The sequence below is a fragment of the Microbispora sp. NPDC046973 genome (assembly GCF_040644495.1).
Lineage (GTDB): Bacteria > Actinomycetota > Actinomycetes > Streptosporangiales > Streptosporangiaceae > Microbispora.
Genome location: NZ_JBEYWQ010000010.1, coordinates 71,964 through 87,198 on the forward strand (window position 1 = coordinate 71,964; position 15,235 = coordinate 87,198).

13 protein-coding genes are annotated in these 15,235 nt (G+C 73.0%); 4 read left to right on the plus strand and 9 right to left on the minus strand.

Annotated features, from left to right (window positions below; all coding sequences use genetic code 11):
- Nucleotides 1–54 precede the first annotated feature (54 nt).
- The gene (locus tag ABZ860_RS20130) at nt 55–2,163 is read right to left on the minus strand and encodes an AAA family ATPase (protein ID WP_357222188.1); all 2,109 of its coding nucleotides are present in this window, start codon (nt 2,161–2,163) and stop codon (nt 55–57) included.
- Nucleotides 2,164–2,424: 261 nt separating this feature from the next.
- Here ABZ860_RS20130 and ABZ860_RS20135 point away from each other — a divergent pair, with 261 nt between their 5' ends.
- Nucleotides 2,425–2,592, plus strand: a complete 168-nt coding sequence (locus ABZ860_RS20135; RefSeq protein WP_185949386.1) for a hypothetical protein — start codon at nt 2,425–2,427, stop codon at nt 2,590–2,592.
- Here the strand turns inward: ABZ860_RS20135 and ABZ860_RS20140 are convergent.
- Nucleotides 2,589–3,107, minus strand: a complete 519-nt coding sequence (locus tag ABZ860_RS20140) for an ATP-binding protein (RefSeq protein ID WP_357222190.1) — start codon at nt 3,105–3,107, stop codon at nt 2,589–2,591. The genes ABZ860_RS20135 and ABZ860_RS20140 overlap by 4 nt on opposite strands.
- Entirely contained in the window at nt 3,091–3,285 is a 195-nt protein-coding gene (locus tag ABZ860_RS20145) for a DUF5999 family protein (protein WP_079313607.1), read from the minus strand. Before ABZ860_RS20145 ends, ABZ860_RS20140 begins: the two co-directional genes overlap by 17 nt.
- Nucleotides 3,286–3,536: 251 nt before the next feature.
- On the opposite strand from ABZ860_RS20145, the gene ABZ860_RS20150 reads away from it, so the two are divergent.
- Nucleotides 3,537–3,908 carry a response regulator transcription factor gene (locus ABZ860_RS20150; protein ID WP_357222191.1) on the plus strand — a complete coding sequence of 124 codons (372 nt, stop codon included), beginning with the start codon at nt 3,537–3,539 and terminating at the stop codon, nt 3,906–3,908.
- Nucleotides 3,909–3,938: 30 nt separating this feature from the next.
- On the opposite strand, the gene ABZ860_RS20155 is transcribed toward ABZ860_RS20150, so the two are convergent.
- The gene (locus ABZ860_RS20155) at nt 3,939–4,598 is read right to left on the minus strand and encodes a response regulator transcription factor (protein ID WP_357222193.1); all 660 of its coding nucleotides are present in this window, start codon (nt 4,596–4,598) and stop codon (nt 3,939–3,941) included.
- A gap of 115 nt (nt 4,599–4,713) precedes the next feature.
- Between ABZ860_RS20155 and ABZ860_RS20160 the strand changes: the two genes are divergently transcribed.
- Complete coding sequence (locus tag ABZ860_RS20160) at nt 4,714–6,564, plus strand: DUF4118 domain-containing protein (RefSeq protein WP_357222195.1); 1,851 nt, start codon at nt 4,714–4,716, stop codon at nt 6,562–6,564.
- An 8-nt stretch (nt 6,565–6,572) separates the two neighbouring features.
- Here the strand turns inward: ABZ860_RS20160 and ABZ860_RS20165 are convergent, their stop codons facing one another.
- The 3 genes from ABZ860_RS20165 to ABZ860_RS20175 all read right to left on the minus strand — a co-directional run bounded on the left by ABZ860_RS20165 (nt 6,573) and on the right by ABZ860_RS20175 (nt 11,369).
- Nucleotides 6,573–7,292: a HAMP domain-containing sensor histidine kinase gene (locus ABZ860_RS20165; RefSeq protein ID WP_357222196.1), complete on the minus strand. Its 720-nt coding sequence runs from the start codon at nt 7,290–7,292 to the stop codon at nt 6,573–6,575.
- 499 nt (nt 7,293–7,791) lie between these two features.
- A complete protein-coding gene (locus ABZ860_RS20170) occupies nt 7,792–8,742 on the minus strand; it encodes an ABC transporter permease (protein WP_357222198.1) in 951 nt (316 codons plus the stop codon).
- Nucleotides 8,739–11,369 (minus strand): CocE/NonD family hydrolase, encoded by a 2,631-nt coding sequence (locus ABZ860_RS20175; protein ID WP_357222200.1) that lies wholly within the window; start codon nt 11,367–11,369, stop codon nt 8,739–8,741. The genes ABZ860_RS20170 and ABZ860_RS20175 overlap by 4 nt, the downstream gene beginning before the upstream one ends.
- A 163-nt stretch (nt 11,370–11,532) precedes the next feature.
- On the opposite strand from ABZ860_RS20175, the gene ABZ860_RS20180 reads away from it, so the two are divergent.
- Nucleotides 11,533–12,816, plus strand: a complete 1,284-nt coding sequence (locus ABZ860_RS20180; RefSeq protein ID WP_357222202.1) for a hypothetical protein — start codon at nt 11,533–11,535, stop codon at nt 12,814–12,816.
- A 188-nt stretch (nt 12,817–13,004) separates the two neighbouring features.
- On the opposite strand, the gene ABZ860_RS20185 is transcribed toward ABZ860_RS20180, so the two are convergent.
- A complete protein-coding gene (locus ABZ860_RS20185) occupies nt 13,005–14,051 on the minus strand; it encodes a CopD family protein (protein WP_357222204.1) in 1,047 nt (348 codons plus the stop codon).
- Nucleotides 14,048–15,088 (minus strand): copper resistance protein CopC, encoded by a 1,041-nt coding sequence (locus ABZ860_RS20190; protein WP_357222206.1) that lies wholly within the window; start codon nt 15,086–15,088, stop codon nt 14,048–14,050. The genes ABZ860_RS20185 and ABZ860_RS20190 overlap by 4 nt, the downstream gene beginning before the upstream one ends.
- Between the last annotated feature and the right edge of the window lie 147 nt (nt 15,089–15,235).

The following is a 15,235-nucleotide window of genomic DNA, read 5'->3' on the forward strand; positions in this document are numbered from 1 at the left end:
GCCGTTCGGCGGCCCGTCCGGTCCAACTGAACCCGTCAGTCCAGTCGAACCCGGTCAGTCCAGGTGGAAGTCGTCGAGGTCGTCCAGCGCGTACTCGACGAGGTCGCCCAGGCTGAACCGGGTTCCGGCGGTGTACGCCTCGTCGTAGACGGCGTCGCCGATCAGCTTCTTGCACTCCTTGACGCACTGCTCGTGCTCGGTCGTGAAGAACGGCGACCCGAACTGGGGCAGCCCGAAGGTCCGCCAGTTGGTCTGGGCCGCCCCGAGGAGGGTCGCCGTCCGTTCCGGCTCTCCGGCCTCGAGGTTGAGCGTCGCCAGGTTGTCCACGCACAGGACGATCCCCAGCACGTCGTGGAAGTGCCGCTTGATGCGCAGCGCCTCCTTGCACGCCACCAGCGCCTCGTCGCGTCTGCCGGTCGCCCGGTGGACGAGGGAGGAGACGTACCAGGCGTAGGACCGCAGCCACAGCTCGCCGCGCTCCTGGCAGACCTGCAGGCAGTCGACCAGCAGCGTCTCCGCCTCCTCGAACTCGCCCTGCGCGAGCAGCACCATGGACAGCTCGACGATCGCCGGCAGCAGGCCCGGGTTCAGCTCCCGGCCGCCGCGGTGGAACTCGATCGCGACGCCGAGCAGCGCGGTGGCCTTCTTCGCGTCGCCCTGCAGCATCGCTGCGGTGCCCTGCATCTTGGTCGCGAGCAGCACCGCGCCCGAGTCGCCCACGCGCACCGCGTCGGTGCTGCACTGCTCGGCCGCGGCGAGCGCGCCGGCCATGTCGCCCTGGGCGCTGCGGATGTAGGCCAGCACCCACAGGGCCTTGCAGCGCTCCTTGCTGGGCGAGGGGCTGGCCGTGAGCGCGCGCTCCAGGTAGATCACGCCCTCACGGGCGAAACCGCAGGCGACCCACAGGAACCACAGGGCCGACAGCAGCTTGAGGCCGACGCGCTCCTCGCCCGGAGTGGACAGGCAGTAGTCGAGCGCGACGCGGATGTTGTCGTGCTCCTGGCGCATCCGGGTGTACCAGTGGACCTGGCGCGGTCCCGACCAGGAGTGTTCGCTGCGCTCGGCGAGCTGGAGGTAGTAGTCGCGGTGGCGGCGACGCAGGTCCTGCGTCTCGCCGAGCTTGTCCAGCCACTCGCCGCCGTACTGCCGCAGCGTGTCGATCAGCCGGTATCGCTGGCCGGCCGGGGTGGGGAAGCTCAGCAGGACCGACTTGTCGACCAGGCCGCCGATCACGTCGAGGATCCGCTCGGAGGGCAGGGCGTCGCCGGCGCAGACATGCCGGGCCGCATCGAGCTCGAAGTCGCCGGCGAACACCGACAGCCGCGCCCACAGCAGCCGCTCGGCCGGTTCGCACAGCTCGTGGCTCCACCCGATCGCCGCGCGCAGGGTCTGGTGCCGCGGCAGCGCCGTACGGCTGGCTCCGGCGAGCAGGCTGAACCGGTCGGCGAGCAGCCCGAGGATCTGCTCGACCGACAGCGTGCGCAGGCGCACGGCGGCCAGTTCGATGGCCAGCGGGATCCCGTCGAGGCGGCGGCACAGCTCGGCGACGGCCGTGATGTTGTCCTCGTCCACCACGAAGTCGGGCACGACGGCGGAGGCCCGCGCGCCGAACAGCTCGACGGCCTCGTTGGTGAACGCGTTCTCCGAGGGGTTGTCGCCGGGCACGGACAGCGGCGGCACGGCGGCCGTGTACTCGCCCGGCGCGTTGAGCGATCGCCGGCTCGTCGCCAGGATGCGCAGGTGCGGCGCCGTTTTGAGCAGTTCCTGCGTGAGCTGCGCGCACGCGTCGACCAGGTGCTCGCAGGTGTCCAGGATGAGCAGGAGCTCCCGTTCGGCCAGCCACTCGGCGAGGGTGTCCGACCCCTCGCGCGGCGACTGGTCGGCGATGCCGAGCGCGGAGGTGATCGTGTGGTAGACCATCGCGGGGTCCTGCAGCCGGGCCAGCTCGACGTACCAGACGCCGTCCCTGAACTGCCGCCGCACCTGGTGTGCGAGACGCAGCGCGGTGCGCGACTTGCCGACTCCGCCGATGCCCGTGACGGTGACCAGCCGGTGCTCCTGCAGCTTCTGTCGCAGCGACGCGAGCAACCGCGTCCGCCCGACGAAGCTGGTCAGCTCCACGGGCAGGTTGCCCTCTTGCCGCCATCCTGCTGGCGTTGCCATGCCGCCTCACGGGGGGGTTCGTCCGGCGTGCTCCCTGCTCCCGCATCGTACCTTTGCGTGTGGTTGGCTGTCCGGTGGTACGGGCGTGACGTTTGCCCGGCGATGAGGCGGGGTGATCTCTCCTCGGGGGAAGGAGTCCCAGCGCCGCCCGGCCGTGGCCCCGGTCGCCTGACCGCGCGGTTCTCGCGGCTCACCGGGGCTCTACGGCCGCCCGGCTCTCTCGGCTTCGCGGCTCCGGGTGGAGCCAGTAGCATTGGCCGCGTGAGTGTGCAGCATCCGGATGACATGCGTCCGGTGGACCTCTTCGACGAGGGGCTGCCGGTGCTGCCTGACCAGACGAGCGACGACACCGACCTCGGGTGGGGCGATTGGCGCTCCGACTCCGACGTCTCCCATTTGCTGGAGGAACGTCCGCCTCACTGGGACTAGAGCGCGTCCAGCTCGAACCAGACGGCCTTTCCCCTGCTCGTCGGGCGCACTCCCCAGGAGCGGGACAGGGACTCGACGATCAGCAGCCCCCGGCCGCCCTCGTCGTCGTCCGGTGACCTGTCGCGGGCCCGCAGCGGAACGCGGGCCTCGTCCTCGTCTTCGTCCTCGACCTCGCACCGCAGGACGCCGTCCCGCAGCAGGAGCGTGAGGACCGGTTCCCCCCGCCCGTGCCGCAGGACGTTGGCGACCAGCTCGCTGACGAGCAGTTCGGCCACCTCGGTCACCTCGTCCTCCGCGCTGCCCGCCCAGTCACGCAGCGCAGCGCGGACGAGCCGGCGCGCCCGGCCCGTGGAGGACGGGACGGCGGGGAGGACCCAGCAGGCCCGGCACAGGTCCGGCACGCCGTCGTCGGCCGCCTCGTCGGGTGGGAGCCGCTCCCCCGGGAAGGCGTGGCCCGGCCGCCGAGCCATGGTGACCAGCATGGCCGTGCCCATGGACTCACGCGGCCTGCGCATAGCAGGCCCGGTGTGGGAGAAGGCTCCGGCCGTCGGGCAGCAGCTCGCCGGTGTCCTCGAACACCACGACACCGTTGCAGAGCAGCCCCCACCCCTGCTCGGGATGGAAGGCCACGAGACGGGCGGCGTCGTGATCGGGGGCGTACGCGGGCGGACACGGCGGGGTGTGCGGACACATGGGTCTCACCTCTCTCCTTCAGCAGACGGCGGACGGTTCACGAAGAGCCGGAACGCGCCGGCGGCCCGCTCCGGGCTCGCGGCGGACTCGCCCGGCACCGGCGCGGTCGCTCGCTGACACTCCCTACGATGGCCTCTGGAAGGCCCCGCCGTCTGCGCCGGCAGCCCCCATCCGACAGGCCTGCCCACGGCACCGCGGGATGGTGGCTAGCTGCAATGACGCGGATGCGCTCCGAATGCCACTCTGAATATGTGCCCCTCAGGTGTCTCATCGTCGACGACAGCGACCACTTCAAGGAGGCCGCCCGCCTGTTGCTGGAGGCGGACGGCATCGCTGTCGTGGGCACGGTGTCAACCACGGCCGAGGCGCTCCGGTGCTTCCAGGAGCTGCGGCCGGATCTCGTGCTGGTCGACATCGATCTGGGCGAGGAGAACGGCTTCGACCTGGTCCTGCGGCTCTACGAGGACGCGGGGGACCGTCCGCCGCGGGTCATCCTGATCTCGACGTACGACGAGCAGGACTTCGCCGAGATGATCGCGACCAGCCCGGCCCTCGCCTTCCTGTCCAAGCCACGCCTGTCGGGCCGGGCCATCGACGAGATCCTGCGGGGCGCGAACGCCTGAACGGGCCGGACCGGCAGCACCGGCACGGCCTCAGCGGGCGTCGAGGAACGCGAGCACCGCGAGCACGCGGCGGTGGTCGTCCTCCGTCTCCGGCAGCCGCAGTCTCGACATGATGCTGCGCACGTGCTTTTCGACCGTGCCCTCGGTGATCCAGAGTTTGTGCGCGATCCCCGCGTTCGACCGGCCCTCCGCCATGAGGGAGAGCACCTCGCGCTCGCGCTGGGTGAGCTGCTCCAGCGGATCATGCCGGCGGCGGGCGTTGAAGAGCTCGGCCACGAGGCTGGGGTCGACGACCGAGCCGCCGTGGACGATGCGCTGCAGCGTCTCGACGAATTCCGACACCGCGGTCACCCGGCTCTTCAGCAGGTAGCCGACCCGGTGCCCGGTGGCGAGCAGCTCCATCGCCTGTTCGACCTCGACGTGCGCGGACAGCAGCAGGATGCCCACCTCGGGGAACTCCGCACGGATGACCTTGGCCGCCTCGACGCCCTCCGTCGTGTGCTGCGGAGGCATCCGGATGTCGACGACGGCGAGATCCGGCCGGTGTTTCCGTACGAGCGCGAGCAGCTCGGCCGCGTTTCCCGCCTGGCCGGCGACCTCGAACCCCGATCGCTCCAGCAGGCTGGCCAGCCCCTCGCGCAACAGGACGTCGTCGTCCGCCAGCACCACTCGCGTCGGGGTCTCGTCCACCGCTCTGCCGCCTTCTCGCGTGCGATCACGCGCGTCGCTCAAGCCGGGCGGGCGACGACGTTGACCTGGGCATTCGGCCTTATCTCTCTCCGCCTTGTGAGAGTAGTGTGGCTTTGTGCGCGCGCGGTTGCTGTCATTGCTGCTACGCGCGAGCCGCCCGCCCCTCCTGTGGGGCATCCTGACGGGCGCCGCATGCGTGGCAGCCGAGACGTTCATAGCCTTTGCGCTGGCGCAGGTGGCGCCCAGCACCGCCCTGAACGTAGTTTATCTGGTCGGCGTTCTCGTGGTCGCCTACCTCTGGGGCATGGGCCTCGGTATGATCGTCGCTCTCGCCAGCGCCGGGGTCTACGACTTTTTCCACGTCCCGCCCCTGCACGAGGTCACCGTCTTCAGCTCCTGGACCTGGGTGCCGCTGCTGGTCTTCCTGATCGTCGGGGTGCTGGTGAGCGCCGCCGCCTCGCTGATGCGGTCCCTGGTGATAGAGGCGGAGGAACGCCGCCGCGAAGCCGATCTCGACGCGAGGACGGCCCGGCTCCTCCTCCGCGCCGAGCATCTGCGCGCGGCGCTGCCGGTCGTGGCCCGGCGCCTGGCGCAGGGACTCGGCCTGCCGTTCCTGGCTATCGAGCTCGGGCCGGTCGGCGACGATCCGCGCCACACCGCGCTGCCGCTGACCGACGACGGTGCCGGGATCGGCACGCTCGTCGTGCCTGCCGGCCTGCCGGCGGCCATGATGCGCCGCCTGCGGGAGCGCGTGGTGCCCTCGCTGGAAACGCTGCTGGTGGCGGCGCGCGACCGCGAGGCCATCGGGAACGCCCTGGCGGCGAGCCGGGACGAGCTAGGGAGGATCGCCGAGGAGCAGGCCGCCCTGCGACGGGTCGCCACCCTGGTAGCGCGAGGGGTCCCGCCGACGGAGATCTTCGGCGCGGTCGCCCGTGAGATGGGCCGGATCGTGAACGCGGACCACACCGCGATCGAACGCTACGAGCCCGACCGGACGGTCGTCCTGGTGAGTTCCTGGAGCTCGTCGGACCGCGGACCACCGCCGCCGGTGGGCTCGCGCCGGCCCCTCAGGGACACCGGCCTGTCCGCCCTCGTCCTGCGCACGGGACAGCCCGGCAGGATGACGGTGGAGGAGGGGGCAACCGGAGAACTGGACGGGTGGGCCAAGGACAAGGAGATCACGTCCGCGGTCGCCAGCCCCATCGTCGTCGAGGCGCGCCTGTGGGGCGTGACGATCGCCTTCTTCCGGGCCCGGGAGCCGCAGCCGGAAGGGGTCGAGGAGCGCATGCGGGACTTCACCGAACTCGTCGCCACCGCGATCTCCAACGCCGAGGCCCGCGACGAGCTCGCCGCCTCACGCGCCCGCGTGGTCGCGGCCTCGGACGAGACCCGGCACCGGATCGAACGCGACCTGCACGACGGGGCCCAGCAGCGTCTCGTCTCCCTGGGGCTGCAGTTGCGCATGGCGGAGACCGCCGTGCCGCCGGATCTGCCCAGGCTAAAGGAGCAGCTGTCCCACACGGCCGAGGGCCTGACGCTGGTGCTGGAGGACCTGCGCGAGCTGTCCCGCGGCATCCACCCGGCGATCCTGTCCAAGGGCGGGCTCGGGCCCGCGCTGAAGATGCTCGCGCGCCGTTCGGCCGTTCCCGTCGACCTGCAGGTGCGGGTCGACGGGCGCCTGCCGGAGCGGGTCGAGGTGGCGGTCTACTACATCGTCTCGGAGTGCCTGACGAACGTGGCCAAGCACGCGCAGGCCTCGCTGGTGTGCGTCGAGGTCGACGCGGCGGGCGACAGGGTGACAGTCGCGATCCGCGACGACGGGGTGGGAGGCGCGGATCCGGCACGGGGCTCGGGGCTCATCGGTCTCATCGACCGCGTCCAGGCGCTGGGCGGCACGATCGAGGTCACCAGCCCGGCCGGCCGGGGCACAACGCTGACGGCGGCCATCCCAATCGGCAAGGGCTGACGGGGTGGTCACGACCCCTGGCCGGGCAGAGGATCGGCGAGTGGCAGGCGGACCACGAAGCGGGCGCCGCCCTCTGCCGACTCCTCCACGCCAATCGTCCCGCCGTGCGCCCGCACGATCTCCCGTGCGATGGCGAGGCCCAGGCCCGAGCCGCCCCGGCCGCGGCTTCTGCACTCCTCCAAGCGGGTGAACGCCTCGAACACCTTCTCCCGGTCGGCTTCGGGGATGCCGTCTCCGTCGTCGGAGACGGCGAGTTCCGCGTGGGCGCCCTCCTGGCGCACCTCCACCAGCACCCTGCTCCTGGCGTGCCGCTGCGCGTTGTCCAGGAGGTTGCCCAGCAGACGGTGGATCTCGTGCTCGACGGCGGGGACCGCCACGCCGGGGATCAGCCGGAGCAGCACGGGCGACCGGTGGGCCCGGCTGGAGACCTCGGTCCGGACCAGCTCCGCCAAGTCGGCCGCCGTTCTCCCGTGGGGCGGCTTCGTCCCCGCCTTCAGGAGCAGTAGCAGGTCGGAGACGACCGCCTGCAGGCGGTCCACGTTTCTCAGCGAGCAGTCGACGAGCTCGGAGAGGTCCGTCTCGGCGGGGTGCAGCCGGGCCTCCTCCAGTTGCGCCCGCAACCCGGCGAGCGGGGTGAGCAATTCGTGGGAGGCGCCGGACAGGAACCGGTGCTGCCGCTCGGCCTTGCTGTCCAGGCCTCTTCCAGTGCCGGCGAGCTGCTCCAGCACATTTCCCGCGACCGGCAGGGCGGCCCTGTCTTCGCTAGGAGGGACGGGGACGCGGGTGTCCGGATCGCTGGTCGGGATGGGGTCGTGGCACAAGACGCTTGGCGCAACGCTGTCGCCGGTGTCGTGGCCCCCGTCGGCCCGCCTGGGCAGGGAGGTGGCCTGCGGCGGCTCCGGGCGGGTGGCGGGAGCGCCCCCAGCGCAGGCCCCCGGCCCCGGCCCGAGTGCCGCCGGTTTCAGGTGAGTCATCGGTACCTGGTCACCTCCGGTTACGAGCGCGTGCTGTGGCCTGTAGGTCCGGCGGGGCCGTGCGGCCGTGGCCGATCGAGGACCGCGATGCCGGGAGTGGGGGGCCGGCCCGGATGTCCCCCCCGGCTCCCATAACCACCATGGCTCGGCCGATGCCGGCCTGTCTGCCACGGCAGCCTCCATGCCGGTTCCCCGCCAGCCGCCTCTGGGCATTCTGGCTGGCTGGAATGCCCGGGACGGCGCAGGGCTCTCGTCAGGAGACGACGTCCCTGCGGCGGAAGCGGCGGAAGGCCAGGGCGACGAGGACCACCGAGTAGGTCACGGAGATCGCCACGCCCTTCACCATGCCGCTGTAGTCGGGCTCCGGCGCGAGCGCGTCGAGCCACGCGGCGTTCCAGAACGTGGGAAGGAACTCGCGCAGCGTGCCCAGCGCCTCGACCGCCTGCAGGATGCTGCTGACGATCACCAAGCCGACCGCGCCGCCGACCGCGCCGAGCGGGGAGTCGGTGCCGACCGACAGCAGGAAGGCGACCGCGGCGACCACCAGCTGGCTGACCAGGGCATAGACGATGACGACGGCGAACTTGGGCAGCACGTCGGCGGCGGGGATCACCTCGCCGGTCCCCGGCACGGTGATGTCGTTCCACCCGAAGGCCAGCGTGCCGGCGAGCAGGGCCATCAGCGGAAGCACGGTCACCGCGGCGGCCGAGTACGCCAGCGCCACCACCAGCTTCTGGCGCAGCAGCCGGTCGCGGGGAACCGGCGCGGCCAGCAGGTAGCGCAGCGACGACCAGTTCGCCTCGCTCGCCACCGTGTCGCCGCAGAACAGCGCCACGGCGACCACCAGCAGGAAGTTGGCCGACACCGACAGGGCGAACGCCGCGAAGTTGAGCCCGCCCGCCGTGGCCAGATCGGACAGCCGCAGACTGCCCTGGCCCCGCCCTGCCGGCCCGAACTGGAAGGCCACGACGAGCACCCACGGCAGAGCGAGCAGCACGGCGAACATCGCCATGGTCCGGCGCCGCCGCAACTGCCGCACGAACTCCACCCGCAGCGGCAGCGTGCGTCCCGGAGCGTAGCCGGGCGCCCGGCCCCCCGCGTCGTCGCCGCGCGTGTCCGGTCCGTCCGGGGCGACCGGCGTGGTCCGCTCGCCGTCGCCGGCGGGTCCGGCCAGGTCCGGTGCGGGTCGCTTCGCCGCGCTCATCGGCGCTCTCCGATCAGGTCGAGGAACACGTCCTCAAGGCGGGGTCCGGCGCCGTTGGCGGCCGGCGCGGTGCCGAGCAGGTCGCCGACCGGCCCCGCCGACACCAGCCGCCCGCGGTGCATGACGACCACGTGGGTGCAGGTCTGCTCGACCTCGGCGAGCAGATGGCTGGAGACGATGACGGTGCGCCCCCGCTCGGCGTACGCCTTGAGCACGCGGCGCATCTCGGCGATCTGCGGCGGGTCGAGGCCGTTGGTCGGCTCGTCCAGCACGAGCAGGTCGGGGAGGCCGAGCATGGCCTGCGCGATGGCCAGGCGCTGGCGCATGCCCTGGGAGTAGGTGCGCACCGCGCGCTCCAGGGCCGCGCCGAGCCCGGCGATCTCCAGCGCCTCCTCCATGTGGGCGTCCTGCGGCGGCCGCCCCGTGGCCTGCCAGTACAGCTCCAGGTTGGCCCGGCCGGACAGGTGCGGCAGGAATCCCGGCCCCTCGACGAACGACCCCAGCCGCGACAACACCGGCGCCCCCGGCCGCACCCGGGTGCCGAAGATCCGGATCTCGCCCTCGTCGGGGTGGATGAGACCCATGAGCATGCGCATGGTGGTGGTCTTGCCCGCGCCGTTCGGCCCGAGCAGGCCGAGCACCTGGCCCTTCTCGACCCGGAACGACAGGCCGTCGACCGCCTTCTCGCCGTTGCGGTAGCGCTTGCCCAGCCCGCTGATCACCAGGGGCACCTCGGCCGACTCGGCGTCCACCGCCGGGTCGTCGCCCCCCTCCGTGCCGCGCCTGGCCCTGCCGGTCAGCAGCAGCACGGCGGCGATCGCGATCGCGGCGAGCGGCAGGGCCCACGTCCACCAGGCCGGGCCGGTGGCGGGTGTGCGCAGCGCCGCGTCCCCGGGCAGCTCCAGCGTGGGGGACTCCAGCGCGACCCGGTACACGGCGGGAGCGGCGGGCGTCGCGTAGCCGAGATCGGTGGTCGACACGACCACCCGCATCCTGTGCCCGGCGTCGAAGCGCCTGTCGATGGCCGGAAGCGTCACGGTGACCGGCGTGCCCGCCTCGCTCGCGGTGACCCGCAGCGGCGAGACCAGGCTCGACGGAAGCACCGGAAGCGATCCTCCGGAGACGTCGTAGAGCTTGGCGAACAGCGTGGCCTCACCCGTGCCGTACACCCGGATCGTGACGGTCGGACTGCCGGTGACCTGCGCGGGCCTGACCAGCGGGGCGGACTCGAAGACGGCCGCCTGGCCGGGCATGTCCAGCGCGATCGACGCGCCGCCGCCGTTTCCGCCGAGCAGCCCGCCGAGGCCGGGGACCGCCGAGATCGACGACGGCGACCCGCCCGCCGGGTTGGCGATCGGCTGCTGGGGGCCCCGGAGGGCGACGGCGGTCCGCTGTCCGCCCGGCAGGCCCGGGTAGCGGTCCGCGGTCGCGTGCAGGAGCACGGGGCGGCGCGTGCCCGGGTCCCGGCCGCCGTCCCTGGTCACCGTGAACGCGGCCGAGTCGCCGTCGCCGGCGGAGGAGCCGGTCCCCTTGAGATAGCGGTCGAACCAGCCGGTCGTGCGGTCGGACAGCCAGTCGGCCTCGCCGTCGCCGCCGTCGTGGCCGCCGTTGAACCAGGCGACCTCGACCGGAGCGCCGGTGGCGGCGATGGCCCGGGCGTTGGCGTCGGCGTGCGAGAGCGGGAACAGCGAGTCGCGCTGGCCCTGGACCAGCAGCGTCGGCACCTTGATCCGGCCGGGCACCGAGATCGGGCTCGACCGCCGCAAGAGATCGACCGCCTCCTTGGTGGCGCGGCCGGACTCGGCCACCTTCTGGTACATCTCGCAGATCTGCGGCAGGAACCGCCCGCACTGCACCTGCTCGGCCGTCCCGGGCGTCCGCACGGTCTCCCGGCTCCCGGACGCGTCGCCGCGGGAGCCCGCGGCCGCGCCGGCGAGGCCGGCCACACCGCCCGCGCCGAGGCCGCCGTCGGGGGCCAGCCGGTCGGCGGCGGCGCTGAAGAAGATGCCGGCCCACATCTTCTTGAAGACGCCGTTGAGCGGGCCCTTGCCCGTGGCGTCGGGGAAGAGCGCGTCGGCGAGGTCGTACCAGGTGATCTGCGGGACGATCGCGTCGACCCGGCTGTCGTAGGCCGCGGCCATCAGCGCGATCGCCCCGCCGTAGGAGCCGCCGGCGATCCCGACGCGGGGGTCGCCCGGGGCGTCGAGACGCACTTCGGGGCGCTTGGCCAGCCAATCGATCAGCCCCCGCACGTCCTTGACCTCGTAGTCGGGCGAGTTGAGCGCGATCTGCCCGGTCGAGCGGCCGAACCCGCGGGCCGACCAGGTCAGCACGGCGTAGCCCTGCTGCGCGAGCCGTCCCGCCTGCTCGCGCATGCTCTCCTTGCTGCCGCCGAAGCCGTGGGCGAGCAGCACGGCCGGGGCCCTGCCGCCGGAGGCCGGGGGATAGAAGGTGGCGTCGAGATCGACGCGCTGGTCGTCGGCCGGTCCGTCCACGACGGGGATGACCAGGTCGCGCCCCTTCACCTCGGGGCCGGAGGGCCACAGGGCCCATGTCACGCCTCCGGCCAACAGGATGACCAGCGTGACCACGATCGTGAGGGCACGCCGCCCACCCGGAAACGTCACGTCGCGATGCTACTTGTCTCTGCTGAGAGACCGCTGAGGAGCCGCCGCGCCTGTGGATAACCGCCGCGGCGGCGGGCGCGGCCGGGTCCGCGCACGAATCGTGATGGTGCATCGGGGTAAACCCTGATTGCGCCTCACCATAGGGAACGGCATCATTTCGCGCGTGAATGGAACGCCGCTCAAGCAGATCCCCGCTCGCGCGATCGAGTGGGCTCTTCCGTACTGGACGCGGGGGGAGGCGGGCAGGCAGACGCCGCAGGACCTTTTCCGGGTGCTCTACCTGGGCTGGCTCGCGGCGTTCGTCCTCAAGGTGCTCGGGTCGAGCTGGGACGTGTCGTGGCACTTCAGGTGGCTGCGCGACGACCTGGCCCCGCCGCACCTGCTCAACACGGTCGGCACGGCGATCGCCGTGGCGCTGACCATCGTGCACTGGTACACGGGCTACGGGGTGGACCGCACGTCCTCCCGCCTGATCGTGTGGGGCACGGGGGTCTTCCTCATCGCGATCCCGCTCGACCTGATCAACCACCGGGTCAACGGGATCGACATCACCGCGTGGAGCCCCTCCCACGCGCTGCTGTACATCGGCACCGCGCTGATGCTCGCCGGTGTCATCCGGGGCTGGTACCTCGGCTCGGGCCGCTATGCCGGGATCACCCGCGGCCGGCGTGCGCTGGTGCTGGGCGGCCTGTTCGCGTTCTTCCTGGAGAACGCGCACTTCCCCGAGCTGCAGCAGGAGTACGGCGTGCTGGAGCTGGCCTCCTGGGACCGCGGCCAGCCGTACGCCGAGCCGACGCTGCTCGAGTTCGCGGCCAACCAGATGGGCCGGGGCGTCGACCGGGCCATGGTGCTCAAGTTCTCGCTGCCGATCCCCGACGTCGTCTACGCCGTGTACGCCGGGGTGGTGGGCGTCGCGATCCTGGTCCTCGCCCGCGTCATGGTCGGCCGTCGCTACACGGCCACCGCGATCGCCGGGTCGTACGTGGCCTACCGGTGCCTGATCTGGCCGCTGCTCGTCGGGGGCGGGTTCCCGCCGTCGGCCATCCCGTTCTTCTTCCTGCTCGCCGGGCTCGGCGTCGACCTGGCCTTCCTGGTGCCGATCAGGCACCTGCGGCCGCTCGTGGGCGCGGTGCTCGCCACCGCAGGGGTGTACGGAGGGCTGCTGGCGCAGGACCGGGTGCTCGAAGCCCCGCCGTACGCGCCCGAGGCCTGGCCGGTGGCGCTCGCCGCCCTGGCCGTCGTGTGGTACGCGGTGGAGTGGTTCGCCGGCCGCAGAGGGCTGACGGCGGCCGACGCGGAGGACAGGATCGCCCAGGAGGCGCAGCTCGGGGAGACGGAGATCACGGCCGGGTCCGTCCCGTCGCGCGATGCCGCGTCCGACGCGGTGCCGGAGGCGGCGCCCGAGGCGGCGCCCGCGCCCGCCGCCGTGTCCGAGCCGACGGCCTGATCGCCCGCACCCGCGCTCACACGCCTTTCCTGAGCCGCTCCCTCGCCGGGGGCGGCTCTCGGCGTCTCGGCGTCTCGGAGGCGAGCCGGGCGGGGCCACGGGTCAGGCGACGCGGGTCAGGCGACGCGGGTCAGGCCGATGGGGGCCAGGCGAGGTGGGTCAGACGACGCGGGCCAGGCGACAGGGGGTCAGGCCACGGGGGTCTTGGTCAGCGCGACCGCGACGCCGAACGCGAGGCCCATCACGGTGAGTTCCAAGGCCGCCCAGGCGGCGAACGCGGACGGAGCCTGGCGCGTGACCGCCGGCAGCAGCCGCCAGCGGATGTTGCCCCCCAGCAGTGCGATCACTCCGGTGAACACCGCCTTGGCGACCACGAGCCGGCCGTAGCCCGTCGTGACCAGCGACGCGGGGAAGCTCTCGCCGGGCGCGAGCAGAAGCTCCACCAGACCGTTGAAGAGCCCGGACAGTCCCACGACGACCAGCGCGTACGTCGCCAGCCGGGAGAACCGGGGCAGCGTGCGGGCGAGCAGGTCGCGATGACGCGGCAGCAGGACGGCGAGCGCGACCAGGCCGCCCACCCAGGCGCAGGCCCCGATGACGTGCAGCTCCATCGAGACCATGCTGAGGTCGTGCCAGTACCAGTTCGAGGCGTGGCCGGTCACCGGGAGCGGCAGCAGCCCGAACCCGGCGACGAGCACCCGCAGCTCGGCCGGCACCTTCTCGCCGAACCGCACCGCGAGCATCCCCACGGCGGCGCTGGCCAGGGCGCACGACGCGCTCACGATCATGCCCTGCCCCGCGCCGATGCCGTCGACGTACGCCGCCACGTCGGGGAACGCGCCCGGGGTGACCTCGGCGGCGCTGAGGACGGCCGACACCAGCGCCGCAGCGCACCAGATCAACGAGAACAGCACGGCCCAGTGCCGGGCCATGGAGGCGATCGGCTCGGTCCGGTCCGGGTCGTCGAAGCCGAGGAGCTTGGGGAGCAGGCTGAGACCGATGGTCGCGGTGGCGGCCAGGTCGAGCACGAGCCGGACGACCGGCAGCCCGTACTCGACGATCGTGCCCGGCATGGGCAGCCCCGGCACCCTTCCCGGCAGCGTGAGCCAGGTCGCGATCACGACCGCGAGCAGGGCGCCGGCGGCCAGCCCCGCCGCCGGAACCCGGGCGCGGGCGTGCTCGGTCCCGGGGCCGGGCCTGCCCGCCGAGACGTGCGGTTCCGAGGTCGTGGTCACGCGGCGCCGCCCGAGGCCGGGGAGCTTCCCGCGCCGGTCCCGGCGGCGGTCGAGCGCGCGGCGGCCGGGCCGTCGGCGCCGGAACCCGGCGCAAGCGCCCTTGCCGCCGCCTCTGATGCCGCCGTCTCTGACGCGGGTGCGCCCGGCGCCTCTGTGCCCGATGCCTCTGTGTCCGATGCCTCTGTGTCTGATTTCTCCGCGTGCGACGTCTCCGTGCCCGACGGCTCCGGTCCGGCCGGGGAGGCCGCTCGCGACGTTCCCGCCGCCGGGGGAGCCGGGATCGTCCCGTCGCGCAGGCGCCGGTCGTGCCGTACGAGCACGCGGGCGCACAGCGCCAGCAGAGCGGCGGTGACGGCCAGCAGCCCCCATACCCAGCTTCCGCCGCCCTGGCCGGTCGTCGCAGCCCCGGTCGTCGCAGCGCCGGGGTTCGCCGTGCCAGGGTTCGCCGTGCCGGGCGCGGGGGTGACCGTCGGCACGATGACCGCACCGGGAGCCGCGCCCCCGCCGTTCACAGTGAACTTCACGGCGCCGGTGACCGGGTGGCCGTCGTTCGACACGATGCGGTAGCCGATCGCGTACGCCCCCGCGGGGGTGCCCGTCCGTACGCCGATGGAGACGTTCCTGCCGTCCACCGTGATCTCGCCCTGCTCGTAGTGCGCGCCGTCCGGCCCGGTGACGGCGATCCGCGCGAAGTCGCGGCGTACGGCCTGGTCGAAGGTGAGCGTCACGGAGGCGGGCATGGCGCCGAGGACCGCGCCGTCCTTGGGGTCGCTCGCGACGAGGACGTCGTGGGCCCGCGCGGGCGTCGCGAGCAGCATCACCGAGAGCAGGGCCAGCAGCGGCGCGGCGAGCAGTCGCAGACGGCCACGCGGCACGCTGAGCGCGCGCACGCGGACATGTGGCGCGGCGAGCGCCCGCAGGCCGTTACGCGGCGGGACGGCGCGGGCGGCCGCCGGGGGCGGTGCGGTCCGTCCCGTCCTTCGCCCACCGCCGCGCGTGGTCGGGGCGTCGTTGCACATCCGGGCGACCTGCTCCACCTGCCTTGCCTTCCTTTTGCCGGGCGCCGACCCAGCCATGGTCCCACTGATCGCGGTCCGCGCACGCCGCGCGGCGCCCCGTGGCGACGGCTGCGGATCGTGCCGTGGTGATCGATTCCGGTGATGTGCCGGGCGGCGGGCGCATTC